14 protein-coding genes and 1 pseudogene are annotated in these 25,470 nt (G+C 59.5%); 12 read left to right on the top strand and 3 right to left on the bottom strand.

What is annotated here, in order from left to right; genetic code table 11:
* Positions 1–126: 126 nt before the first annotated feature.
* From AC2ISB_RS07505 to AC2ISB_RS07560, 12 genes and pseudogenes are all read left to right on the top strand, one after another.
* Positions 127–1,248, top strand: a complete 1,122-nt coding sequence (locus AC2ISB_RS07505) for an HlyD family secretion protein (RefSeq protein ID WP_486574628.1) — start codon at positions 127–129, stop codon at positions 1,246–1,248.
* Entirely contained in the window at positions 1,245–2,804 is a 1,560-nt protein-coding gene (locus AC2ISB_RS07510) for a DHA2 family efflux MFS transporter permease subunit (protein ID WP_339107630.1), read from the top strand. The genes AC2ISB_RS07505 and AC2ISB_RS07510 overlap by 4 nt, the downstream gene beginning before the upstream one ends.
* Before the next feature lie 413 nt (positions 2,805–3,217).
* Positions 3,218–4,420: a tyrosine-type recombinase/integrase gene (locus AC2ISB_RS07515; RefSeq protein WP_486574629.1), complete on the top strand. Its 1,203-nt coding sequence runs from the start codon at positions 3,218–3,220 to the stop codon at positions 4,418–4,420.
* Positions 4,410–5,201 carry a hypothetical protein gene (locus AC2ISB_RS07520; protein ID WP_486574630.1) on the top strand — a complete coding sequence of 264 codons (792 nt, stop codon included), beginning with the start codon at positions 4,410–4,412 and terminating at the stop codon, positions 5,199–5,201. Before AC2ISB_RS07515 ends, AC2ISB_RS07520 begins: the two co-directional genes overlap by 11 nt.
* Positions 5,202–5,299: 98 nt before the next feature.
* A complete protein-coding gene (locus AC2ISB_RS07525) occupies positions 5,300–5,566 on the top strand; it encodes a helix-turn-helix transcriptional regulator (RefSeq protein ID WP_486574631.1) in 267 nt (88 codons plus the stop codon).
* A gap of 424 nt (positions 5,567–5,990) precedes the next feature.
* Positions 5,991–6,605 (top strand): DUF7146 domain-containing protein, encoded by a 615-nt coding sequence (locus AC2ISB_RS07530; protein ID WP_486574632.1) that lies wholly within the window; start codon positions 5,991–5,993, stop codon positions 6,603–6,605.
* A complete protein-coding gene (locus tag AC2ISB_RS07535; RefSeq protein WP_486574633.1) occupies positions 6,602–8,098 on the top strand; it encodes a YfjI family protein in 1,497 nt (498 codons plus the stop codon). The genes AC2ISB_RS07530 and AC2ISB_RS07535 overlap by 4 nt, the downstream gene beginning before the upstream one ends.
* Before the next feature lie 127 nt (positions 8,099–8,225).
* Positions 8,226–8,525, top strand: a complete 300-nt coding sequence (locus tag AC2ISB_RS07540) for a hypothetical protein (RefSeq protein ID WP_486574634.1) — start codon at positions 8,226–8,228, stop codon at positions 8,523–8,525.
* A gap of 669 nt (positions 8,526–9,194) precedes the next feature.
* Positions 9,195–9,251, top strand: coding sequence for a hypothetical protein (locus tag AC2ISB_RS07545; RefSeq protein WP_486576769.1), 57 nt, complete (start codon positions 9,195–9,197; stop codon positions 9,249–9,251).
* Positions 9,252–9,314: 63 nt separating this feature from the next.
* The gene (locus tag AC2ISB_RS07550; protein ID WP_486574635.1) at positions 9,315–9,449 is read left to right on the top strand and encodes a hypothetical protein; all 135 of its coding nucleotides are present in this window, start codon (positions 9,315–9,317) and stop codon (positions 9,447–9,449) included.
* Between the two features lie 204 nt (positions 9,450–9,653).
* Positions 9,654–9,954: pseudogene (locus AC2ISB_RS07555) on the top strand (integrase core domain-containing protein); the annotation flags it as partial.
* Between the two features lie 105 nt (positions 9,955–10,059).
* Positions 10,060–12,018, top strand: a complete 1,959-nt coding sequence (locus tag AC2ISB_RS07560) for a GmrSD restriction endonuclease domain-containing protein (protein ID WP_486574636.1) — start codon at positions 10,060–10,062, stop codon at positions 12,016–12,018.
* A gap of 79 nt (positions 12,019–12,097) precedes the next feature.
* Here AC2ISB_RS07560 and AC2ISB_RS07565 read toward each other — a convergent pair whose 3' ends face one another.
* From AC2ISB_RS07565 to AC2ISB_RS07575, 3 genes are read right to left on the bottom strand one after another with little or no spacing between them, the layout of a single operon-like run.
* Entirely contained in the window at positions 12,098–14,209 is a 2,112-nt protein-coding gene (locus AC2ISB_RS07565; protein WP_486574637.1) for a UvrD-helicase domain-containing protein, read from the bottom strand.
* Positions 14,206–20,559, bottom strand: coding sequence for a DEAD/DEAH box helicase (locus AC2ISB_RS07570; RefSeq protein ID WP_486574638.1), 6,354 nt, complete (start codon positions 20,557–20,559; stop codon positions 14,206–14,208). The genes AC2ISB_RS07565 and AC2ISB_RS07570 overlap by 4 nt, the downstream gene beginning before the upstream one ends.
* A gap of 4 nt (positions 20,560–20,563) precedes the next feature.
* Positions 20,564–25,468 carry a hypothetical protein gene (locus tag AC2ISB_RS07575; protein WP_486574639.1) on the bottom strand — a complete coding sequence of 1,635 codons (4,905 nt, stop codon included), beginning with the start codon at positions 25,466–25,468 and terminating at the stop codon, positions 20,564–20,566.
* Positions 25,469–25,470: the final 2 nt, after the last annotated feature.

Raw genomic sequence — 25,470 nt, forward strand, 5'->3', positions numbered from 1 at the left:
CATCCGGTTCGATAAAGTCTTGATTGATAAGCAGGCTTGCGTTAATGACATCGAACCCAATGGTTCGATTTATCTCTTCGCCTGCCCTTTATCCTCCGTTCCGCCCATATGTCCCGAAAGTCTGCCATGTCCTCCGATCCCAAATCCGCGCCGGATTCCACTGCAAATTCCGGCACCCCGAAATCCAGCAACCGCAAAAAGAAGATCCTGACCGGCGTCGCGGTGGTCGCGATTCTGGCCGGCGGCTGGTTCGGCATCAGCTGGTGGACACATGGGCGGTTCATGGTGAAAACCGACGATGCCTATGTGCAGGCCGATGTCTCGCTGATGTCATCGAAACTGCAGGGCTATATCTCGGAAATCCCCGTGCAGGATAACCAGCATGTGCATAAGGGCGATGTGCTGCTGCGCATCGACGAGGGCGATTACAAGATCGCGCTTGAACTGGCGCAATCCAAACTGCCGACGCTGGAACGCACTCTGGCGCGTATCGACACGCAGATCGCGGCCGCCGAAACCGCCGTGACCCAAGCCAAGGCCCAGCTTGCCGCAAGCGACGCGGCGCTGAGCAATGCGCAAACCAATGCCAAACGCGCCAAGGATCTGGCGGCACGGCGCGTCACCTCGCAGGCGGATCTGGATACCGCCAACGAAACACTGGCCACGGCACAGGCCAATCGCACCGCCGCAGTGGCCGCCATCGCCGGAGCCGAAGCCGATGTGGATGTGCTGCGCGCCGAACGGGCCGAAAGCGATTCCAGCCGCAAGGAGCTTGAACTGGCGGTGGCCCAAGCGCAGCGCGATCTGGACCATACGGTCCTGCGTGCGCCCTTCGACGGGGTCGTGGCCAATATCGCGATCAAGCAGGGCGAACTGGTCAGCATCGGCGAGACCCTCGCAGCGGTCGTGCCCGATCACGGCCTCTATGTGGAAGCCAATCTCAAAGAGACCCAGCTGGCCGGCATCGCCCCCGGCGCCAAGGCCCGCGTGGTGCTTGATACCGATAAGGATCACCCGCTCGAAGGGGTCGTCAGTTCGGTGGCCCCTGCGACGGGCGCGATCTTCTCGCTGCTGCCTGCCGATAATGCCACCGGCAATTTTACCAAGATCGTGCAGCGGGTTCCGGTGCGGATCACCCTGCCCGAGGACGATCATGAACGCCTGCGCGCCGGTCTTTCGGCGGTGATCGAAATCGACAGGCGCACGTCGCCCGAACCCGGTGCGACGGATACGGCCAGCGCGCAATGAACGCCGCCGCTGCCCATGCTGCGCCCGAGATGACGCCCCGCAGGATGATCGCCTTCATGGTGATGGTCTTCGGGATGTTCATGGCGATTCTGGATATCCAGATCGTCTCGGCCTCGCTGACGGAAATCCAGGCGGGGCTGGGTGCCTCCAGCGACGAGATCTCTTGGGTGCAGACCGCCTATCTGATCGCCGAAGTGATCATGATCCCGCTCTCGGGCGTGTTGGGGCGGATGATGTCCACCCGCTATCTCTTTGCGGCCTCGGCGGCAGGTTTCACGGCGGCCTCTTTCCTGTGCGCCACCGCAGGCTCGATCAACGAGATGATCCTGTGGCGCGCATTGCAGGGGTTTCTGGGGGGCGGCATGATCCCTGCGGTCTTTGCCGCAGCCTTCACCATCTTCCCACCCTCCAAACGCAATATCGTCTCTCCCATCATCGGGTTGATCGCCACGCTGGCCCCGACCGTCGGGCCGACAGTGGGCGGTTATCTTTCCCACGCGCTGTCATGGCACTGGCTGTTTCTGGTCAATGTGCCTGCGGGGATTCTGGTCACGCTCGGCTCGCTGAGCCTGATCGATTTCGACGAACCCAACTGGTCGCTTTTCGACAGCTTCGACTGGACCGGCCTGCTGGCGCTGGCATGTTTCTTGGGCGGGGCCGAATATGTGCTGGAAGAAGGTCCCGGCAATGACTGGTTTCAGGACGAGGCCGTCGCCATTCTTTTCGTCGTGGCCACGATCGGCGCGGTGGTCACATTCTGGCGCGCCTTCACCCGCGAAAATCCGGTGGTCGACCTGTCGGCCTTTGCCGATATCAATTTCTCGGTGGGCTCGGTCTTTTCCTTCGTCATGGGGATCGGGCTTTACGGAATGACCTATCTCTACCCGCTTTATCTGGCGACGGTGCGCGGCTATGACAGCCTGATGACCGGCGAGACGGTTTTCGTCTCGGGCATCGCCATGTTCATTGCGGCACCGCTGGCGGGGATACTGGCCTCGAAAATCGATCTCAGACTGATGCTGCTGATGGGGTTTCTGGGCTTTGGCAGCTCGACCTATCTGCTGACCTATATGACGGCAGACTGGGATTTCTGGGAACTGTTCTGGCCACAGGTGCTGCGCGGCCTGTCGCTGATGATCTGCATGGTTCCGATCAACAATCTGGCGCTTGGCACGCTGCCGCCTGCCAAGATCAAGGGCGCGTCGGGGCTGTATAACCTGATGCGCAATCTGGGCGGCGCGGTGGGGCTTGCCCTGATCAACCAGCTCCTGACCGACCGTCAGGCCCTTCATGGGGCGCGTCTGTCCGAAGCGGTCAGCTGGGCCAATCCCGAAGCGATCCGCCAGCGCGATCTTCTGGCCCAAATCTATAGCTCCTCGGGGATGGATGGCACCACCGCCGCGCTGTCGCAACTGGCGGCCCGCGTCTCGGCGCAGGCACATGTGATGGCGTTTATCGATACATTCGTCGTCCTGACCTGCCTCTTTGCCGGCCTCGCCGCGATGGCTTTGGCGATGAAGCCACCACAGGCCCAAGGCAAGCCCCCCGCGCATTGATCCCCATGCGCGGGGCACAAGTGCAAGCGCCAGTGCCACCACCCCCCGCACAGATTCGCACCATATATGGACAGCGCCGCAACTGCGCCGAAAAACGGGGCCCACCGCGCCGATACCGCAGCCAGTATCACCGCAAATGCGGCCTGCACTTGCGCGGCATCAACATGGTGCATATGGCGCGCAACGGAAGCCGCACCAAAGGCCATTGAATTATAATGAATTTATGGTGCCCCCAGAGGGCCTTGAATGGCACTATATCTAGTTTTCTAGAAATATCATCGCCTATCATACATTCATAATTTCAGGGCACTACCCATATAGACAGCTATCATCCTTGCTCATCCACTATCATATTACACTAGATATTGGGGTGGACTGGAAGGTGGACTGGATTCCATGAGGATCGGTTAGAGATGACAGCTATCAACCGTTTAAGTGCGAGAGGTGTCGCGTCCTACGAAGTCGGGAAGTATTGCGACGGGGCGGGGCTATGGCTTGTAAAGCTGGACCGACATAGAGGAAAATGGGTATTGCGTGTCACAACGCATGGCCGACGGCGCGAAATGGGCTTGGGGGCTTATCCGGCAGTTTCTCTGGCCGAAGCGAGACGGCATGCGGACGAGGCTCGCGCGGTTCTACGCACCGGGCTCGATCCGATTCACGCGCGGCAGCAAGCGAGACGGGAAGCGCAGCGGAATCTGCATCTGCTAGGCGACGTCGCAAGGGATTGCTTTGAAGCCCGCAAGGCAGAACTGAAAGGCGATGGGAAAGCCGGACGGTGGTTCGGCCCGCTCGAACTGCATGTTCTACCAAAACTCGGGAAGATCCCCGTTTCTGAGATCGACCAGACTTATATTCGTGATTGCCTGCAGCCCATCTGGCACACCAAGGCTTCTGTGGCGGAGAAAGCGCTTGGGCGCCTCAGCCTGTGTTTGCGCCATGCTGCAGCGCTGGGCCTGACCGTTGATCTTCAGGCAACGGATAAGGCGCGCGCGTTATTGGGTCAAAGCCGCCATAAGGTCACAAATATTCCTTCGCTACATTGGAAAGATGTACCCGCGTTCTATGCGAGCCTCTCCGATGGTTCTGTGACCCATCTTGCTTTGCGATTATTGATCTTGACTGGCGTGCGTTCGGGGCCGCTGAGGTTTATCCGAGAAGATCAGATCAATGACGCTGTCTGGACAATCCCCGCCGAGGCTATGAAGGGCCGCAAAGATAGCACCTCCGATTTCCGTGTCCCGCTTGTACCCGAGGCGCTGGAGATAATTGATGCGGCGCAGCGTATGGCGCGAGATGGGTATCTATTCCCGAGCCAGCGTAAGGGCGTGATTTCCGATGCGACTATGGCGCGGATGATGGAACGGCGCGGGATGGCAGAGCGGCCTCATGGCTTCCGTTCGAGCTTGCGGGATTGGTTGGCTGAAACAACGGATGCACCCCACGATGTTGCGGAGACGATGTTGGGGCATGTGGTTGGCGGCTCGGTGGAGCGTGCGTATCGGCGCACGGACTTCCTCGAAATTCGACGGGAACTTCTCGCTAAATGGGCAGTCCATGTGACAAGTTATCTGTCATGTTATCAAGCTGAAACGGGAGGGGCTCATGGCCTATGAATGGGAAGCAGCTTACCGGGAGCTTGATTGGAACACGGTCGAGAATTGGTGGCGTCACTCAAGTGATCGCGCAGCGAAAGAAGCTCTTTTCGTGCGTCTAAAAAGAGACTTCCCAATGACCGAATTTAAAAATGGTTACGAGGTTAGCCAAGCATATGCACACCCCTCCACATTTGGCAAAGAATGGCAAGAGGGCGCAAAGATCCTCTGGATTGGGGAATTAGAAGAAGAGCTAGAAGATGGGCCTCCGCCTGATATCGAAGAATGGCAGAAGGTCCAAGATGAGGTCCATACGCGAATGATGGCGCTAAAAAACGAGGAAGAGGTGACAATCGGCGACCAACGGCTGTCGCGCGCAGCGCATGCGGCCACGTCTGTTCAGTGCCTACAGGAGGCCGAAGCTATTTCCAAAGTTTTGTTGGATAGGGGGGACCCCGATGCTCCAGAAATGGATGAAGAAGGTTGGCAGGCGTTGCGCGAACATCTCGATGGGATCAAGCTGCGCGCTTTTGCTGCAGGGTTGCACGCCCAGAAAGCGGATGGAAAAATCATTGAAAGTGATGCCATCAGGGGCGCAAAGGTTGCTGGCGGCAGTCGCAATAGTGCTCATATCACTAACAAGAGGCATGAGGCACCGAGAAAGAAAAAGATGGAGTGCATGGTGGCACTTGTGCCTGACTTGGGCGTGCGCGGGGCGGCACAAGCCTGTAGCGCCAAGGGGCTTGGCAAGCCAGAATCTCTAAGAAAGACTTGGAATCGTTGGCATAGTAAGGATGGATGAATAAAAAATGGGGACACCTAGGCCACTGTCCCCAAGAACCTTCGGTAGATGTCAAACATGATCAATCGCTGGCTTTCAAAGTCAGGAACCGAAAGGACATGAAAGTGACATCTCGAAGCCTCTCAGCACGCGCGGCTGGCGTTCCTCTAGATACTCAGCAGACCAATTCTTGGAGCTGCGACGATCCGCTTCTCGCAGGGAGAGAAGCTGCCAAACTCCTCGGCATGAGTTATCCGACGTTCCTGCGTCGCGTCGCTGATAACACTATCCCCAAGCCCCTCAAGCTCGGCGCCTTGTCACGCTGGCCGCTATCCGAGATCGTGTCCGTGGTCGAGCAGGCCAAGCAATCGCGCAATCAAAACTAATAAGACCGCCACCCTGTTGGGCCGCGGTCTCGGTTTAGCCTTTTAACAACTGAACCTTACAAGATTGTGGCCCTCCCTTCAACGACTGGAGGAAGTGAAAATGAAATTTTCACAACCGTTCGACGCGAAGACGTCAACGGGAGGATCACCCATTGCGCGAGCGCAGGAAATCACACAAGCCCTGCGCGGGCGCTGGCATGGCTCTTACGGGCTGTGCTTCTGCCCTGCACACCACAACACCCGCACGCCCGCCTTAAGCCTCTCTGACGGGGTGGACGGGCGCTTGCTGGCGCGGTGTCACGCGGGTTGTTCTTTCACGTCCATATTGGACGCCCTGAAAGGCCTGGGCATCATTGACGGGATAGGGAGCTATACGCCCCCTAACCGCGCAGTCATCGTCCAGCGAGAAGCCGAGGCGCGGGCCGTGGCCGAGAAGAAGGCACGGCAGGCTTTGACCGTCTGGCGGGAGGCCCTGCCGATTGAGGGCACGATTGCGGAGCACTATCTTCGCAGGCGTGGCATCACATGCCCCCTGCCGGATAGCCTGCGCTTTCATCCCGAGTGCTGGCACCCGACCGCCCAGCGCCTTCCGGCAATGGTGGCGCGGGTCGATGGGGCCGAGCACTTCGCGGTGCATCGCACCTATCTTCGGGCTGATGGCACCGGCAAGGCCGAGGTCGAACCCGCCAAGGCCATGCTCGGGCGTACGGGAGGCGGCGCTGTGAGGCTCATAGAAGGCGCTGGGCCGGTTGTAGTGGCCGAGGGTGTGGAGACCGCCCTAAGCCTCGCCTGTGACTTTCTGGAGCATCCTGCGCGGATCTGGGCGGCTCTCTCTACATCCGGCATCACTGGGCTTTCCCTACCCAGCGCATCGGCACGGTTGACCATTGCCTCCGATGGCGACGAAGCGGGGGCCAAGGCCGCGCATAAACTGGCATCCCGCGCCTATGGCCTTGGTTGGGCCGTGAGCCTCTTGCCCGCACCGCAAGGGCGCGACTGGAACGATATTCTTATGATGAAGAAAGGCGGCGCAGAATGACCGCAATCACCCCTATTCCGTTCAAGGCCGAGGGGCCGCAACCACTCCTGCGCGAAATCCCCAAGGGGGAAGCCTATCCGGTAGACGCGCTGGGGCCGCTCACAGAGGTAGTGCAGGCCGTGGTCGACATAACGCAGGCACCCGCCGCAATCGCTGCGCAATCGGCCCTCTCGGTGGCCTCTCTGGCCGTGCAGGGCTTTGCCGATGTGGAGACCTTAGGCGGGGATTCCCCTCTATCGCTATTCTGCCTGACCATTGCCGAGAGTGGGGAGCGCAAGAGCACCTGTGACCGTCTGCTTATGCGCGGGGTGCGGGACCATGAACAGGCCGAGGATGAAACCTATCGGGCCGATCTGGCCGAGCATGAAGTGCAACTCAAGGTCTGGACCAAGAAGCGCGAGCGCCTTGTGACCGAGGCGGCAGGGGCCAAGGCCGAGAAAGCGGCAGGTGCGCGCGCCGATCTGGCGGCAATGGGGCCGGAGCCTATCCCGCCCATGCGTCCGAACCTCACCGCGATGGACCCGACCTTTGAAGGGCTGATGAAGCTCTATGGCATCGGACGCCCGAGCCTTGGCCTGTTCTCGGATGAAGCAGGCGGGTTTATCGGGGGCCATGCCATGAACTCGGATAATCGCCTGAAGACAATGGCGGGGCTGTCGCGCCTTTGGAACGGAGAGCCGATTGACCGCACCCGCGCGGGGGATGGCTCACAGACCTATAGGGGGCGCAGGCTGGCCGCGCATCTCATGGTGCAGCCGGTGGCCGCCCTGCCGCTTCTGGCCGATCCTCTGGCGTCTGGGCAAGGTTTCCTCGCCCGCTTCCTGATTACCGAACCGCCCAGCCGGATCGGCACCCGCCTTAAGCGTGGCGCTGGGCCGGAAAGCGTCCGTTCGGTGGATAGGTTCGCAGCACGTCTGGCTAACATCCTGCAAGCTGATCTGCCGACCGACCGGCACCCGCAGGAACTGACCCCGCGCCGCCTAACCCTCTCGCCTAATGCCAAGGAACTTCTATACCGCTTTGCCGAGGCGGTGGAGCTGGCGCAGGCCGCAGGGCAGGACATGGAACAGGTCCGCGCCTATGCCAGCAAAGCGGCAGAACAAGCATCGCGACTTGCCGGTGTGCTGACCCTCTGGGCCGATCTGGATGCAACCGAGGTGACACCGCAGGCGATGGGCTGGGGTGTCACCCTTGCGCAATTCTATCTGGGGGAGGCCAAGCGGCTGGCCGAGGCGGGCGGTATCTCTATCGAGACCGAGAACGCCGAACTCCTGCGCCGCTGGCTTCTGGATAGCTGGCCGCATCCCGAGGTGACGATGCGCGACATTGTGCGGATGGGTCCGAACCGCCTCAGGGAAAGCAAGACCGCGCGTGCATCTGTGACGCTTCTGGAAAGGCATGATTGGCTCGCCCGCCTGCCTGAGGGGGCCGAGGTGCGCGGCATCGCCCGCAAGGAAGCCTATCGGATCGTGAGGCCCGCCGATGCTGTTTGATGTGCAGGCCGCTCTTACGGATATTCTCACAAGCCCCCCTTGCGACACCCGCGACATTCGCGACAAACCCGCCTCTGTGTCGCAGTTGTCGCGGGGTGCCGCACCTGAAACGAGGGAGGCGCGGCACATGCCGCCCTCTGCCCCGCGTGTCGCAGATGTCGCAGGTGTCGCAAGGCCCTACGTCCAAAATCAGGAAAACCCGCCCACCGTATTTACTGCGCATCGAACGCCCAGCGCTGGGCCGGATGACGATTGCCACCGGCACGGGCGCGGCATCAACGGGGAGCCTGTCACATGGACGGGCCGCGTTGTCTCTCTGGATCAATGGCGCAGACTATCGGAATGGGAAAAGCACGGACCTAACGGGCGGCTGTTCAACGGTATCACGCGGCAATGGGAATATCCGCTGAAAGAAGAGAAACCGTAAGCAACCACTTTAAGCCGCATTGCGTAGAATTGTGGGGCGATTTATCGTGATGAGTGAGGGCGTGGCCTTCCAATGCGGGACCGTTGAGCCCTTGGGCCAGCACCTCGGAACGTGATCCATCCATCATGAACCGCTCGCCGTCACCCTCCTCATCTGCCGCCCCACAATCGAATTTCCGAATTGATTTACACCGTCGAACCGCCTCCTGCGGCGATTTGCATGATGAAAAATGATGAAGTCGAAATTGGTTTTAGGCCGCTTCCGAGTCGCTCAGATGTTGAGAAATGTTGAGGTCGAATTGGAACTCGAGCGGGCATATCTCTCGCAATAGCGGCCTCTTCCACCAAAGCGCTCCAATCTGAAAGCTCACACTTCGCGGGTTTTACCAATCGCCAGCATTTTCAGACGCCGAAGTGCAGCACCCGAAGCGCTATCGGACAGCACGAAACGATGAAACCGATACATGTGCTCGATCAGGATGAAAGCTACTCTCCGACAGGTATTGATAATTCCAGGTTCATTTGTCTTCTAGAGGAGTTGTTTCGACACGCGCTGCATGCGATTGCTTATGAAAAAGCGAGCATGAGCATGAACCCGATTATCCAGCAAGATATCAACAAGGCCGCCTAGGGCGCTTGCGACACCTTCCGCGGTGTCGTCGATCCGTCAATCTACAATGATTACGTCCTGACCATGCTGTTCCTGAAATACGTCTCGGACGTCTAGAAGGACCACCACGCGCGCTACACGGCGGAGCATCCCGATGCGCCCGAACTGGTCGCCGAGCTCATGCAGGACGAGGCTTTCGATCTTCCCGAAACCGCATCCTTCGATGCCCTCCATGCCCGCCGCTTCGAGGCCGCCAATGGCACCCGTATCGACAAGGCCCTGCATGCCATCGAAGAAGCCAAGGGCTCAAGCTGAAAGATGTCTTCCAGGACATCAGCTTCAACTCGAACAAGCTCGGGGATGAAGAGCAGAAAAACGATACCCTCCGTCACCTCCTCGAAGATTTTGCCAAACCCGCGCTCGACCTGCACCCCTCCCGCGTGGGTGCGCTCGACATCATCGGCGGCGCCTATGAATACCTGATTTCGCGCTTTGCCGCGACGAACGGTTGAATCCGCCCAATACCTGTCCATCAAGCATACCGAGCGGTTAGCGGAGGCTGACATCGATCCCTCGGTCGGGGCGGTCGGCGATTCCTATGACAATGCGCTTGCCGAGTGCGTCATAGGTCTCTTCAAAACCGAGGTCATCAACCAGCTCGGCCCTTGGTAATCGATCCGCGAAGTCGAGTGGGAAACGCTGAAATGGGTCAATTGGTATAACAACCGCCGTCTACTCGGACCAATCGGATACATACCCCCCCGCAGAAGCAGAGGAAGACTACTATGCAAAACTGAACTGCCTCGATATTGTCGCTTAGTTACTGAACAAATAACCCTCCGGAAAAGTCGGGGCGGTTCACTTGCGAAATGATAGCGTTGCAGGCCATTCTTCGATCAACGATTAATTGAGTCTTGGTATTGCAATGCAAATTTCATCCATCCTTGAATACATCGACAAAGGCCACATGGCGCTCCCGGAATTCCAGCGCGGGTACGTCTGGGGGCGCGAACAGGTCCGGGGACTTTTCCAGTCGTTGTACCGAGGCCATCCCGTCGGCAGCCTGCTGGTCTGGGCGACCGATGCCTCGACCGCGACTCATCGTGGCGATGGCCAACTGGCCCCGGGTGTGGTGAAGCTCCTGCTGGACGGACAGCAGCGGATCACTTCGCTCTACGGCGTGATCCGTGGAAAGCCGCCACGCTTCTTCGATGGCAATGACAAGGCATTCTCCGACCTGCGTTTCAACCTCGAAACCGAGGAATTCGAGTTCTTCCAGCCGATCAAGATGCGGGACGACCCGCTTTGGATCGACGTAACCGAGGTCTTGCAGAAGGGGAATGCAGGGATCGGGGCGTTCGTTACCACTCTGAGCCAGAACCCGACCACGCAAACGAAGGTCGGCGATTACATCGGTCGCCTGAACCAGCTGCTGGCCATTCGCGACAAGAACTTCCACATCGAAGAGGTCACGGGGCCCGACAAGACGCTTGATGTTGTCGTAGACATCTTCAACCGGGTGAACAGCGGTGGCACCAAACTCTCGAAGGGCGATTTGGCTTTGGCAAAGATCTGCGCTGACTGGCCGGAAGCCCGTGACACGATGAAGTCCAGTATCACCCGCTGGCGGTCCGAAGGCTACGACTTCACGCTGGACTGGCTGCTTCGATCAGTGAACACCATCCTGACCGGGGAGGCAAAGTTCCTGTATCTCCACTCTCAAGGATCTGACGACATCGCCAGCGCTCTGAAGCGCGCAGTTCGGCATATCGACAGCAGTCTGAACATGATCGGCGGCCGTCTCGGCCTCGATCACAACCGTGTCCTGTTCTCGAAGTTCGCAATTCCTGTCATGGTTCGCTTCCTCGACACCCACGGTGGCAAGCTCGACGAAAAGACACGGGACAAGCTCCTGTTTTGGTTCGTGCAAACCGGCATGTGGGGGCGCTTCTCCGGGTCTGTCGAAAGCTTCATCGACAAGGATCTGGGCATCCTTGATCAGAGTGGCGGTGATCTCGACAAGCTGATTGGCGAACTCCGTCTTGCCCAAGGCGGGCTGCGCGTAGAACCAGGGCATTTCCATTCTTGGAGCGTTGGGGCCCGCTTCTATCCTGTCCTCTACATGCTGACCCGGATGACCGAGGCCCGCGACTGGGGCACAGGCTTGCCGTTGAAGAACAATCTCCTGGGCAAGATGAGCCGCCTGGAGGTCCATCACATCTTCCCACGCGCCCGCCTTTACGAGGCCAACTATGCCCGCGCAGAGGTGAATGCGCTGGCCAACTTCTGCTTCCTGACCAAGGACACCAACCTGTCGATTTCGGATCGCAGGCCCGAGGACTATTTCCCGGAGGTCGAAGCCGCGCATCCCGGCGCACTGCAATCGCAATGGATCCCGCAGGACCCCAACTTGTGGAAGGTCGAGAACTATCGGGACTTCAGCGAAGCGCGGAAGGAATTGCTCGCCGATGCCGCCAACGAATGCCTCGCATCACTGCTCCATGGCGACACTGCGATCCTGGAAGGGGCACGACCGGCGCGGCTGACCAAGAAAGTTCTTCTTGGCGGGATCGCAAGTCAGGAAGAGGCCGATGAACTGGAAGCCCTGAATGACTGGGTGGCGGAACAGGGCTATGCCCGCGGAGACATATCCTTCGATTTTGTCGACCCCGAAACCGGCGAACAACGCGCGATCCTCGATCTCATCTGGCCCAACGGCATCCAGACGGAGCTGTCAGAGCCCGTTGCCGTTCTACTTGGCGAAAGCGCAGAGTTGATCTCGCTCGCGAGTTCGGCAGGGTATCGATGCTTCACCACGACCGGGGAATTCAAATCTTACGTGAAACGGCTGACCTCATCTGGCCGAGGGATGACTGCTGAATAAGTGCCGCTGGACCAGTACGGCCAAGTGGCTCGCCTTTCACAAGCTTCAGAGGCGGCGGGAGCCGAGATAACGTGCTCCCTCAACCAACAGAAGAGACCCTTAGCAAGCTCCGCGCGCGTGTCGCCGCCACATGTACAAGTGAATTAAGCCTGCTTACTGCATCTTCCCTCGCAGCTTGATCTGGGAAAGCGTCCGGCTTCTGCATCCAAGCGGGCGGGAACTCTGTCTTTCCCATGAACATCAGACAAACAGCATCAAACTCCAGCCCCTTGGACCTGTGCATGGTCAAAAGGCGAATACCCGGCGTGGAGGGATCGTCGCTTTCATGCTCAAGGATGATCGATTGCAACCCTGCTTGAGTAAGATGATCCGCGATCTCGTCACGCTGAAAACGGGAGAATGCGCAGACGCCGACGGTAAGCTTTGTGAGATCAAGCGACTTAAGCCAAGCCACAAGCTGGTCCAGTTCATCAACCTTGCTCGCCGCTTTGGCCAGCATCGGTTCGGGGCCATGCATCAAACTGCGATACCCTTTGGCGCTTTCAGTCGCCTCGTCCATGTCATCCACTTTCTGTCCGGCCATGACCTGAACCGCCCAGCGACGGATCTCTTCGGTTGTCCGATAGTTGATCCGCAGGATATTCGAGCGGCGCCCGCGGACATTGACCCCGCAGGCCGACATGGACGCCTTGCGGGGGTAGATCCGCTGATGCGCATCGCCGACAAGAAAAAGGTCGTTGTCGCGCTCGGGCACCATCGCGCGCAACATTTTGATCGCCTGCTCTCCCATATCCTGGGTTTCATCAACGATAATATGGTCAAAGGGCAATGTGATCCCGCCCCCATCAAGCAAGGCTTTCACCGCTCTGTAGCCGTCATCAGGCTCGGCAATCCCTTCCTCGATCATGCGTGCCCGCATGAACTCATATATAGACCAGAGTTCCTTGCGCTGCGGTCGGCTGAGTGGCGAGCCACGTCCGACACGAGGCGCGCGGAAGTAATCATGTTTCTGCTCCAGTCCCTGCGCCTGGATGACCTGAGACCATTCATCCTGCACGAAACTGCGGCTCATTCCTTCGGGGATCGGGAAACGTTCGAGCGCTTCCGCCCAGAGCTCTTCCATCTCCTTTCCCTCACTGAAGACGATCCGTCTATCGAACTTCCGGGCGCGAAGGAAATCTCCAACCCAAGCGTCAAGGTTCATGACCTCGATTGCTGGTGTAGGCCCGACAAGATGTTCACGACATAGATTGTTGAGGTTCTCGCGGATATCGGCGGCCAAATTGCGCGTGAAGGTGGTGACAAGCACCTTTCGTCCCTTACGGGAACTGTCGCGTCGGATCTGATCGGCCAGCCAGCGTGCGCGGTGCATGGCCACAACAGTTTTGCCGGTCCCGGCACCACCGCGTACTAGGGTCGTTGCTTTCCGTCCTTCCGCAAGCCGTCGCTGCATCGGATGGAGAAAGATCCGCCAAGCGGCCATGTCCTGATCGATGAACGCCTCGAGATCCTTGTCGTCAAGAACCCGGATGCGCCGCTGGGCAATATCTGAACGCAGGGCTTCCGCGAAACTCAGTTCTTTCGTCGGCTCATCCGAAAGGCCGATTTCTTCGCGCACTTCTTCGAGCGACAATCCGGCGGCAAGGCCTGTAAGAGACAACTGGGCGACTTCATCGAGTTCCGGTGCCGACGTGATCGCATCATCGTCCGATATCGTACGCACTGTACCCAGATGATCGGCAAGGATGCCCACAGAAATCAGGTCCGCGTCCGTCCAAGCATCGAAGAGGCCAGACTTTGATGGCACTGGCGAGGGCGCTTCGGGCACTGGCGCGAGTTCTTCCGAGACCGCCATGACGAAACGCACCGAACGGGTGATATCATCGACGACGGCCCGCCGCCTTTCGGCCCATTGATAGGCCTTGTCATGTTCATCAACATGGACAAGCAGCAGGTCATTTCCTTCCTGCAATGCAATAGCGCGGTAGCCCTGATCAATCCGGAGAGAGCGCATTCTCCTGTCAGAGGCCCCATTGATGCGCTCGAAATTATGGCCATTTGCTTCGGGATGCGCGCTGATCTTTTGCACCTGCCTCCAGAACTGCTTACGCACACTCGCCGGCATCTTCTCGAGCGCCATATTGCAAGTGATGTCGATGGAGAGGTTCAGCTTGTCGGGGGTGCCGTTCACGATGTCATCTCCATGGCGAATTGGTCTTTCAGGTCGGCGACGATGGCAGCGAGCGCCGTCATCTCTAAGTTGTCAGGGTCTATTTCAATCACTGTCCAGCCCGTCACTGTGCAAGGATCGAAGGTCACGCCAATACGTTGCTCTGTCCACGCAAGCTCTGCCATGCCGACCACGCGCGTTCCTTCGACAAGGTCGAGGCCGACGGCATCAGGTGCAGGCAGCAGGTCACGCAGCAGTTCGATCAGCGTTTCGAGAATAGGGTCCACATCTTCAAGATGATCCCAAGGGTTGCTGCTGGCGAGCGAAGGTGCCGGAGCGAGACCGTGACCGGCAGGCGCCGAGACATGCAGATCGATGCCCTGCAACAGCGTGATCGTCGACCAAAGATGCCACCAGTCGCGCCGCTCGCTGGTGTTGGCGGCCGCATCAGATACCGCGTCAGGAAGTGATGAGTGCAGTAGCGCCCGCGCTAGATGCATTCCCTCCGGCGTGCGAGCCGTCTCCGGTAGCCCGACGAACAATCGAGCGCCTGGCAACGAAAACTGCATCGTGTACTTCCCGAAGTCGATAAATGCACGGCTCTCCTGGTCGAGATCGCTCGGCAAGACGGCCGGTGCGCCCTGTCTGAGAAGTGCGAGACATGCATTGCCTGTGACTCTCGAGAGCGGCATTTCGGGGAAATACAATAGCAGCAGCAGCATGTCGAAGGCACGCGAAGTCGCCCGCGCAGGCGTCGCAAACAGCTCGAGCAGCTTCAAGAGGTAACCGCGTTCACGCGCCGAGAGATGCGCCAGCTGTCGGGCCATTTGCCTCGCCGCATCGACATTTTGCGCCGGGAAAGGAGGTGCGGTCTCTGCTCGTTCCTCGAGATCGGCCCAAGTCAAGGTCACCACCCTTACCTCTCCGGAGCGGATCATCTCGAGACGATCCCGAAGATCCTGGGCAATGTTAGGCCCATGATGTTCCCAACCATCAAGTTCGACAACAATGGGAAGGGCATTTGATGAGGCCGGCGGCCGAAGTAGACAATCTACGCGCTTGACCGGCATCCCGGAAAAGGCCTTGTTGATCTGGACCTGAGTTTCGAGGCGCCAGATATGTTGCGTTCCGTCGCTTCCAGGAACCTTGAACTGCCAGGCACGCTTTGCATTCGCAGTGACGATCTCGGTCAATTCCGTCGGAGCATCAGGGGAACCAAGCCGTTCGGCGAGGACCTGATAAAAACGATCTTCCAGCGCACTATCGCCCATCGGCCCAGAGATCCGGCCATTGATTGAGCCCTCTGCCTTCGTAAGGCTGTCCCAGCTGCTCAGCACGCGATTGACGAGTTGTAGTCCAACACGCCGGCTTGCAGATCCAGGACCGAACTGCGCTCGATAGGACCGAACACAGGCATGACAGCCATCGGCCTGTTCGAGATGGCGACAGGAACAATCTTCGAGCGCGTTCTGGGCGAGTACAAAGACCTGACGCAGGCTTGCACGATCACCTGCCAGCTCACGCAGATAGCTCGAGCCACCCGGGACCGCATCGTAAAGATACAAGCTGCGCACCATTGTACCCTGCAAGGTCTCCGACAAGGTCGTGCTGCGAATATGATCGACGGCCCCCTTAAAAAATGCCTTCAATCCAAGATCCACGGCAGCAGTGAAGCTCTTCATTTCGTCATTGCTGGCATCTCCGGCGACAGGCAGAACAAGGCGCAGTGCCTCAGTCTTCCACCAACGTCGCAAGTACACCTTCTTCAGCCATTGTTCGCGTGGCTGCTTGCCTCCCTCTGCCGGGCAGCGTTTGCTGTGCTCGCCCGGATTTTCCTCGTCGTTGGTCGCATACTGAATTTTGCCGCAATGACGGCAGATCAGGAACGGAAACGATGCAAGTTCGTGCCCGGCCACCTGCCCACCCGTAGGTGAGGCCCGCCTTTCCCCGAAATTGACGTCGTGCATCTCGCAGGCATCAATGAACTCATAGCCAAAGGGTGGAGAAACGCCCTCGGTCGTCCATGCGATCTCGATTTGCTGCTGTTCGTATCGAGGCAGGATCATGCGATCATGCATGGTGCCGTCGCGCTCATCTGCTTCACGGATTGCAGCCTTGGCTTCATCCGTAAACACGACAACGGATTTCAGGTCGATCACGTCCGCCTTGCACGAAACGTCGCGCCATGCCGCTGAACCGCAACGGGGGCAACCAGCCAACTGCGCAGCGTCATGTTCGGACGCAGTCCATGAACAGGAGGGACAGAACCGCACAGCGGCCACGTCGTCCGGTCCAATATCCAGTTGCTCAATCTTCAATTGACGGCCGTCGACGTAGAAGATCTGCCCCGGCGCAAGCTCCGACAGAGCTGATGACGGCGGACGGATATACTCGGAGCTACGGATGTCGGCGGGATCGTTCGTAGACTTTCGATCCGATCCGGCCTTCTGGATGAAGCTCTTGAGCTTCACGCCGACCTCAGGGAAAGCATAGTTGGGCAGGATTCCGCTATCGGTCAGGTGCTGCAGAAGCTGGACCTTATCGATGCTTTCCGAGATCATCTTTTTCAAGATGGCTTGCTCGATTTTCAGTTCGCCCTTGCGCTCTTCGAGATCATCGGGTGGAGGCTTCAGAGCGTCCAGACGGCGCAACTGGTTGCGATAGTCGTCCTGCATGTCGCGTAGACGCTGACGGTCGGCTTTTACCGAGGCAAGAGACCCTGCAACATGGGCTCGAAGCCCCTCAGCACCTGGATCAGTGAGATAACGAGTAACGGCATCGCATATCCGAACGACGGAACGTGCTTCATCAGGCAAAAGTGCCAGAAAATCACGCGCAAGAACCTGACCGTTCTGTTCGACATCAGCAAGCCAGAGGAAGAGATCTCCACTTGGCTTGTCGCTGTCCATTGCATCCAGAACCGGCTTGACGGTGCCAAAGTCAACCTTGTGCAGAGCATTTTCCACAAAGCGGTCGAGCGTGAATGCAGCGGCTTGGCGCTTCAGAACTTCAGGTGCTTTGAGATAGACACCGGGTGCCTCAACCTCTCCAGCCAACATTGCCTCTGGTCGAGCCCAGAACTGTAAATCATGGGCCCGAGCACTGACCGTTGTCATGTTGAGGGCATTGCCGTCCCGTCGTCCTGTACGACCGGCACGTTGTACGAAGTTTGCCGGTTTCGGTGGAACGGTGCAGAGAAGCATGGTCGACAGATCACCGATATCAATCCCCATCTCCAGCGTGCTTGTCGCCGAAATCGTATTTGGGTTCCATGCCGCTTCGCCTTTGATAAATCCGTATTCCAGCGCTTTGCGGGTCTCCGTATCAAGCAGTCCTGTATGTTCGCGCGCGACAACACGATGATCGCGGCCGTGACGATAGAACCAGCGAAGGTGATCGAAGCCCTCACCATCGGCATCCCGGATCAGTGTTCCCTTGCAGGATGGTCGCAGACACGGTGACCCGTCTCCTTGACCAGGCAAAGCGGCGATCTTGCGAGAGCAATGATCGCAGGCCAGGTGTTCGACTTCTGTTGAAACAATCACGGCATCCGATGAGACCAGCCATGCCGAAGGGACGGAACTGTCGGCACCATGAACTTCGCGGACAAACCCTTCCGCTTCCAACAGGCGGAGCATGCAAGCGAGGGTATCCCGCAGACGATCAATTTTCAGACCGTTACCCGAGCGAACGAGAAAACGCTCTATCCAGAGCCTGAACCAGTTGCCGCGTGCATCTGCCGCAATTTTCTCGTGACCGCTTGCGTTCAGACGCAAGGTCGGAAGGCGCGGTTGTCCCATGCTCCGGCGGCCCCCATCACGGAAGGTAGGAAGGGCGCGCCGAATATCTGCGCCCCGTCCCATCGTTTTCCGACCGGCAAACCAGTTTGGGCCCCGGTGAGACGCCATACGTTGGGCAGCAACTACATAAGGATGATCGACCGCGCCGCGCGCTGTCATCTCGCTCAATAGTCCCCAGAACAGAAAACGAGCCTCTTTGGCATCTCGTACAACCGCTGGAAGGCTTTCATGTGCAAGGGCTGTCGACAGGCGTTCGGCCGCAGCAGCAAGTGCCTGATCGTCGAACCCCGTCGCAACAAGACGCGTTCCAGGTAAAGACAGGCTCCGCCGAGATTGCCATGTCATGTCACTGAAAGCATCCCAAGACAGGCGCATCTCGACATCTTCGGCGAGGGACGGATCAGGAAGCGTCCCCTCCACGACGAGTTTCTTGTACCCTTCGCGCCAAGTCATCTCCCCAGAAATATATCGAGCAACGAAGGTTTCATCCCCAAGGCCTGTACGCAACCTATGAGGGATTTTATCGAACAGTGCCTTCAGGCTCAGGGAATGCTCGTCACTTCCGTCTATACTCCTCCAGAGTGCGCGCGATTGATTCCAGCGCGCATTGCGGCTTTCGGTGACAGCGGCGCGCTGCGTCGCGTCCTGTACCGAGTCGGAGAACATCAGCATTCTCGGCTTGGCGTCATCCATCTCTTCGTGGAAACGCGAGGAAAACAGCGTTCCCGCCAGTGCGGCGCTCAGTCGAGCCGATCGCAACCCCAAAATGAATAGTGCGTCACGTGCTCCACAATGTGGGCAATCGCGCTTGATCTTTCCTGCCTCACTCGATGGGTCGTATATCCAGCAGGGCGTCTGGGGCCCGGCTTCAGGTTTTCCTTCGACAGGTTGGGCAACGAAACGGACTTCATCGGCACAGATCTGCCCCTGCGCAACCGCGAGTAGCCCGCCGGGTGAATTCCGTTCCAACTCATCATGATAGATGATCCGCAACCGGGTCGATCCTTCGAACCAGCTCTCGTAGAGTTTCTTCGGATCCTTCCAGAGGCTCATGTTGCGCTGGCCAAGCTCGCCCAGATAGCCCGAAGTGAAACAGTGATCGCAGCGCACGATCGGAAGCGCGCGGCGCGCCACATCTTCCTCGATATCGTCGAAATGCAGCAGATCGGGCGTTGTCATCGCACCCGTTCCGTCGATGCGCGGCAAGGTCGCCACCATCCGACGCAATTCGCGGGCCCAGTTCTGAACCCTCAGCGTCAGGAAGGGCTCCACTCGCCCCGTGCGCTGATCATCGCGCGCCCAGGCCGTAACCGCGACGATGGCGGAAATCACCTGCTCTGCATCCTCCGCCGAATACCCTTTCCGGATCGAGACCGAGCGTTCGCGCAACTCCGCCGCCGCCGCAGGCAGTGATGCGGCAGGGCCCGCCGCCGAAAGCGCAGCAAAAACCCGCTTGGCCATGTCGGTCCGGCGCAACCGATGCGCCAGTTCACGCCGCCAGCCAATGTCGGAGGCATTCTCGGGGCGCGCGAGATCCGGCCAGAGCGCCATCGCGATCTCGGCAGCAGCACCCGGCTGATCCATGTCACGCGCGCGCCCCAGGGCTGCCGCGATCCGCGCCGCTGACGGGCGCTCGTCATATTCCAGATCGCTGGCAAAGACCTCGTCGGGTGTCAGCCGATGCTCGCGGATCACCGAGCCCTCGTCGAACGCTTCTCCGAACACGTCCTCGGCATAGCGGCGCAACGCGACCGAGGCTTCTTCTCCTTCGCCAAGCGTCGCCGACGATCCCACGCAAGCCAGATGCCCCGCAGGCGTGCGCAGTCGCGCCTTCACCCGGCGGATCAGCATCGCAAGATCAGCCCCCTGCGCGCCGTCAAACGTGTGGATCTCGTCCACCACCAAAAACCGCAGGGTCTCGGGCGAGTTGCGGGTCCACAGATCGCGATCACGGCCCCGGATCAGCAGATAGTCGAGCATCTTGTAATTGGTCAGCAAAATATCCGGCGGTGCCTCGACCATCGCCTCGCGCGAGGTGATGATGCTGTCCTCGGTCATCTGCACCACCGGATCCTTGGGCCGCGCATCGGCATAGATGCCTGCGCGCACACCGGCCAGCGCGGGTGTCTTCGCGATGGCCTTGGCGATGCGGCGCGCCTGATCCTGCGCCAGCGCGTTCATCGGATAGATCAGGATCGCCTTGATCCCCGGTTCGGTCTTGTGTCGGCGGCACATGTCGAGGATCGGCCAGAGATAGCTTTCCGTCTTGCCCGAGCCCGTCCCCGTCGCGACAAGGGTCGAGCGCGGCGCATCGCCGCCCAGCCGTTCAAACGCCATGCCCTGATGCAGGTGTGCGCGAAACCCGAGCGGCACTTCGGGGAACAGCTCCTCCTCGGGTCCGGGGCGGAAGGGCATGCCCGCGCTGATCCACGGCCCCTTCAGGAAGGTGTCGTCTCGGGCGAGGAAGTTCTCGATCATCCCCTTGAAATGCGGCGATGACATCGTAAAGGACCCGCGCAGAAGGTCGCGATAGCCTTGCATCACCTCGGCATTGAGCAGGATCGGGTTCATGGCGTTACTCCCCCCACGCGTCGAAATGGGCCCAGGCGCGGGCATAGTCGGCGGCGCGGTCGCAGGTTTCGAACGGGCCCTCAAAGACCCGATCGACCTCGCGCGGGCCGCCGGGTTGGGTGTCGTCGATGGCCTTGCAGGTCAGGAAGTCCCGGTTCTCTGCCAGCTTCTTCTCCCACGCCGCGCGGCCCGGTGATTTGCCGTCCTCGAGCCAGCCGACACCGGGCAGGCCCTTGGAGCAGGTCCAGACGATACGGCCGTTCCGGTCGTACCATGTGCCCTGTTCGTTTTCCTGCAGGACGGGGAAGTAGATGCGGTAGATTTCCTGCAACTGTTCGAGGCTCAGGCCAAGCGCACGGGCGACCAGAACGTCGATTTCCACCAGCGCCATGCGGCGGGCGAAATCGGTGCGCAGGGCGGTGTCGCGCGACCATGTGGGGCCGGGATCGACCTTTGGCAGGCGCGGATCATCAAGGCTCCATGGCAGGGGCGTCAAATCGGGGGCGGCCTCTTCCCAGAGCGGCGCATAGGCGCGGGTCAGGCAGGCGAGCCGGAGGGCGCGGTGCTTGGCGGTGGGAGAGACTGGCGGAAATGGCAATTTGGCCATGAAGGAGTCGCGTGCGTCGCCTTGGCCGGACGCTTTTACGAAAAAGTCGAGCGGAAGGGATTGTGACACAGCAGCAAGGTTCAACAGGTCATCATTCTTGTCCAGAGAGACGCTTTCGATCCCATCCACATGGGCAACCTGTGGCGGGATAAGAGCCGAAATCAGACTACGCTCGCCATTCAGGGCGATCATTCGCCGGAAAGCCACGCGATAGAACGACGTGTGATAGCGGGTCGGGTCAAAGCGGCATTCGGTGATGCGGGCGCGGTAGTCCTTCATCTCCAGCGCGGGGCCGTAATTGCTGCGCGGGGTGTAGTCTTCGGGCAAATCGCTCAGGTTCAGAACATCGTAGGATGCCTTGGTTCGCGCATCCCGTTGGGGAGTTTTGTAAAACGGGTTCCCGGTGTGGAAATGTGGCCCTTGCAGCACCGTTTCCTCGACGGTGCGGAAAGCCGTTTCGCGTTTGATCGTGCCGTCTTTTTGCGCGCCGGTTTCGTGCCAAATTGCTACCTGCTGCCAGCCCGGCACTTGTTCAAGCCGGCTTTCACCTTTGCTGTTGGTGCGCCAAACCGGCAGCCGTTCGATTGAAGGGTCGAGCTTGGGCGCGCGGGCAAAGGCGGCAAAGACCTCCATCATGCCGCGCGAATAGGGCTGGATAAAGCGGGTCTGCAAGACGGGGCTGTCATCGCCCTCTGCCAGTTCGTGAATGGCCGTCAGTGCGGCGCGGTCGATAGGCACGATCTTGTCCCGATGGCCGCGGGTGTCCCAATCGCCAGATTCATTCTTAACACTCGGTACAGGGCCATAGCCATCATGCCGATAAGAGTCAGTGACTTGACTGTGCAACATGGCGGCGGTGAATTGTTCAAACGTTGGATCAGAATCCTGTCCGCGATAAACATTGAGACAGAACCGCGCGAAATGGGCGACTTCGGCGAAGTTCTTCGACTTCATATTATTGTAGAATTCGAAGTGCTTGACGACACGCTTATACCAATGCTCACGCAGATGTCCTGCGCCCGGATCACTCAAATGCCCGTCTTGATGGATCAGCCCCGCCGCGCCCTGCGGTGCGGTCAGGCGAAACGCCAGATCGATGAAACAGCGATAAAGGTTGTTCTGCCCGCCGCCCGCATAGGGGAACATAGTGGCATTGCCCGTGACCTCCATGCCCCCCTTGGACGACACATAGGCGGCCAGGAAATCGCGTTTGAAGTCAGGCCGGTTCCAGCGATGCGGCTCATCGGCTGCCCAGACCTTCTTGCGCGCGACATCGCCGTCCGACGCCGACAGCCCCATCGCCAGAAAGCCCGGATCCAGCTCGCCATGCACGGCATTGGCATCCCATGACGGCTTGGCCCAGGGCGGGTTGCCGATGATCACGTCGAACCCGTTCCGGTCGCGCAGCACGTCGGCAAAGATCAGGTCGTAATGGGTGAAGCGTTCGCGCGCGGCCACCGCCACGGCGATCTTGACCCAATCCGTCGTCTCGACCAGCGCATCGACATCGGTCTCGCGCAAAAGCGCGCCCTTGGGGGACAAGTCGAGCAGGCCCACGCGTTGGTCGGCCTCGCCCGGGGCCATGCGGTCGATCAGGTCAAGCTGGGCATTGCCGAAGGCCAGTGCCTCGGCCGAGTTCAGCCCGCCGCCGCGCTGCCCGCCGGTCAGGATCATGTCCATCTTCATGATGAACTCGAAGCGCGAGGGCAGCAGGTCCACCTGATCGAGCGGCCATGTGAAGAAGGCGCACCACATGTCCATCGCGGTCTTGAGCCGCTGATAGGGGAGCGAGTTGGTCACATGCTCGATCCCCGTCAGGACGCGGAAATCTCGCGCCTTGTCGCGATGCGAAAGGCCGGATGCGCCGGGCATGGCGGTATCGGGCCAGAGCGTGATCGCGTCATTGGCCTTGGCGCGGGCCTGACGCAGCTGATCGGCCACCTGATCAAAGAGCTGATCGACGGTCGAAGACAGGCGTTGCAGCTGTTCGATTTCAAGGGTGGTCAGCGGGTCGAGCCAGTCGATATCGCCGAGTTCCTTCTTGGCCTTCTTGCCCGCCTTGTCCGACGGGCCCTTGCGCCAACGCTTGATCTTTTCCTGCGCGTCGCCTGCAATATCCGAGATCGACTTGTCGCCCTCGAAGGGGATCATCCCTTCGGAAGGCAGCAGGAATTGCCAGACATGGCCTTCGGGGCGCGCTTCGTTGGGTCGGCGTTCGAGCGGGGTGAGTTCGTACCAGCGTTCACTCTTGCCCTTCGCTTTGAGCGATTTGGGATCGTAGCAGGCGCGGCGTGCGCCAATGAGCGAATTGCCCGCATGAAGCTGATCGCCGAACCAGGGCGAGAAGCTGCCCGCATGTAGCGAATTGAGCCAGAGCGAGATGGCGCCCAGTTCGACCGCGATCGGGTTGAGATCGACGCCGAAGCAGTTGCGGTCCGCGATATAGGCGCGGACGCGGCGTTTCTCGACCTCGTAATCTTCCTGCGGGATGGTCCGGCCGAGTTCGGCTTGCTTTGCGTCGAGATACATGTCGGCAAGCTGGTTGACCGTCTCGACAAGGAAGGCCGCCGAGCCCATCGCGGGTTCGAGGATCTTCAGTTCCAGCAGGCGGTCAGCGATGTAGCTGCCATCAGGGTGACGATAAGGTTTGCAAGCCTCTTCGAGCGTATGCTTGACCAGAAGCCGTGCGAGGGGTTCCGGGGTGTAATAGGAGGCCGATTTCTGACGGTCGCGCCCGGCCAGACGATAGGTGAAGGAGCCGCGTTGATGGATGACGGGCTGGCCCTTGTGATAACGGATCTGGGGACGCGCGAATTCACCTGCGCGGGATTTCGGTACGAACCAGGCGGGCTTGAGCGGATCGAGTTCCTCACCCTGATCGGCGGGGGCCTCATCGTCGTCGATCCCCCTGGGGCTGTTCTTCGTGACCTTCGCATCGGGGATCAGCTCGAGCATGTCCTCCTTGGCGACGGTGCCGGTGAAGGAAATCAGGGTTTCGTAGACCGCGCCGAGTTGGCCAATCCCGAGTTGAGCATAGGAGATACGATTGGTACCGGAACGGGTGGATTTTAGGGATAATGCACGCAGGATCTGCTGCACGGCTTCATTGCGCGGCGTGACCCGGTTGAGAAGCGGCGTACTGTCGGGATCGAGAAGCGAGACCCTGACCGGGTTGCAGGGCATGACACCATGCTCGACCCCGCTCCAGATCATGTCGAGAAGACAGGTGAGCGAGCGCCAGAGGTAGGTACCCTCTTTCTCCTCCTTGGTACGCAAGCGCACGCTTTCGAGCTCGCGAAGCGCCTCGAGGCTGTAACCGGTGCGATAGACCGGGTTCTTCATGTCGAAGATACCCAGACGCGGATTGGCCTCGGCATAGAACAGGAACAGCAGGCGATACATCATCCGCAGGGATTCTGTCGCCAGGATGTCACCAGTGATCCATGTGCCGGGATTGCCGTAACCGGGCGGATATTTGCCTTGGGGAAGCTTGTTCTCGGCCACCTTCAGGACTTCGGTGCCGAGGATCTCAATTGCTTCCCGGACTGTTGCCTTGAGAGAGGTCGTGACGGCATTGGCGCGACGTTGCGCCTCTTCCTCGATCGCTTCGAGCATTGGTGTGCCCGACTGGGGCACCAGAGCCTCGCGCCCGATCAGGCCTATCAAGGCGGTGAAGGTCTCGTCATCGCCCGATGTCAGGATCTGCGTCAGATCGAAGCGCAGCACCGCTCGCGAAGGCCACTTGTCTCGACGCGCGAGCACACAAGACCCCAGTCCCATCACGAGGACATAGCGCGGTGCATCGAGGGCACCGAACACCTCGTCCCCCAGAAGATCTTCAAGAGCGCCCTGGGTTTCGAGTTGCGCGGCAAAGTCGGGATGAACCTGTGACGTGATGAAGGGCACCGAGAGCGGATCGGCGGCCAGATCCTGGTCGGGGATCGGGGTTTCGATGATCCAGAGATGTCCCTTGCCATCTATATCGGACAACATGCCGAGAATCGGCGCCAATTTTCCATTGCCGAGGCGCGCAACGTCGCGACGCACTTCGTAGCCAAGGGCCTCCAGCAATGCCCCGGTCTGTCGGCGGCGCGCTTCTCGGCTGGTCGTGCTGCGCGGGTCATCTCCAAGACGGGAAATCATGCGCTGCCATGGCTCGGATACAGCTTTCACGCGGCGCAGAGGATTTTCCTTGCCGCCAGGCCAACTTGCCGCCATCGAAGCAAATTCCTCGGCCAGATCATCGCCGAACGCGCCAGAAGGAAAGAACTCGTTTTCGTTCTCGATACCGATCAGGTTCATGG

This window comes from Thioclava sp. NS-SX20 (assembly GCF_057380695.1).

Bases quoted from the DNA above. Each gene is read 5' to 3' on its own strand.
- AC2ISB_RS07505 (WP_486574628.1), top strand. From the start codon at position 127: ATGTCCTCCGATCCCAAATCCGCGCCGGATTCCACTGCAAATTCCGGC.
- AC2ISB_RS07510 (WP_339107630.1), top strand. From the start codon at position 1,245: ATGAACGCCGCCGCTGCCCATGCTGCGCCCGAGATGACGCCCCGCAGG.
- AC2ISB_RS07515 (WP_486574629.1), top strand. From the start codon at position 3,218: ATGACAGCTATCAACCGTTTAAGTGCGAGAGGTGTCGCGTCCTACGAA.
- AC2ISB_RS07520 (WP_486574630.1), top strand. From the start codon at position 4,410: ATGGCCTATGAATGGGAAGCAGCTTACCGGGAGCTTGATTGGAACACG.
- AC2ISB_RS07525 (WP_486574631.1), top strand. From the start codon at position 5,300: ATGAAAGTGACATCTCGAAGCCTCTCAGCACGCGCGGCTGGCGTTCCT.
- AC2ISB_RS07535 (WP_486574633.1), top strand. From the start codon at position 6,602: ATGACCGCAATCACCCCTATTCCGTTCAAGGCCGAGGGGCCGCAACCA.
- AC2ISB_RS07540 (WP_486574634.1), top strand. From the start codon at position 8,226: ATGCCGCCCTCTGCCCCGCGTGTCGCAGATGTCGCAGGTGTCGCAAGG.
- AC2ISB_RS07550 (WP_486574635.1), top strand. From the start codon at position 9,315: ATGCAGGACGAGGCTTTCGATCTTCCCGAAACCGCATCCTTCGATGCC.
- AC2ISB_RS07560 (WP_486574636.1), top strand. From the start codon at position 10,060: ATGCAAATTTCATCCATCCTTGAATACATCGACAAAGGCCACATGGCG.
- AC2ISB_RS07570 (WP_486574638.1), bottom strand. From the start codon at position 20,559: ATGAACCCGATCCTGCTCAATGCCGAGGTGATGCAAGGCTATCGCGAC.
- AC2ISB_RS07575 (WP_486574639.1), bottom strand. From the start codon at position 25,468: ATGAACCTGATCGGTATCGAGAACGAAAACGAGTTCTTTCCTTCTGGC.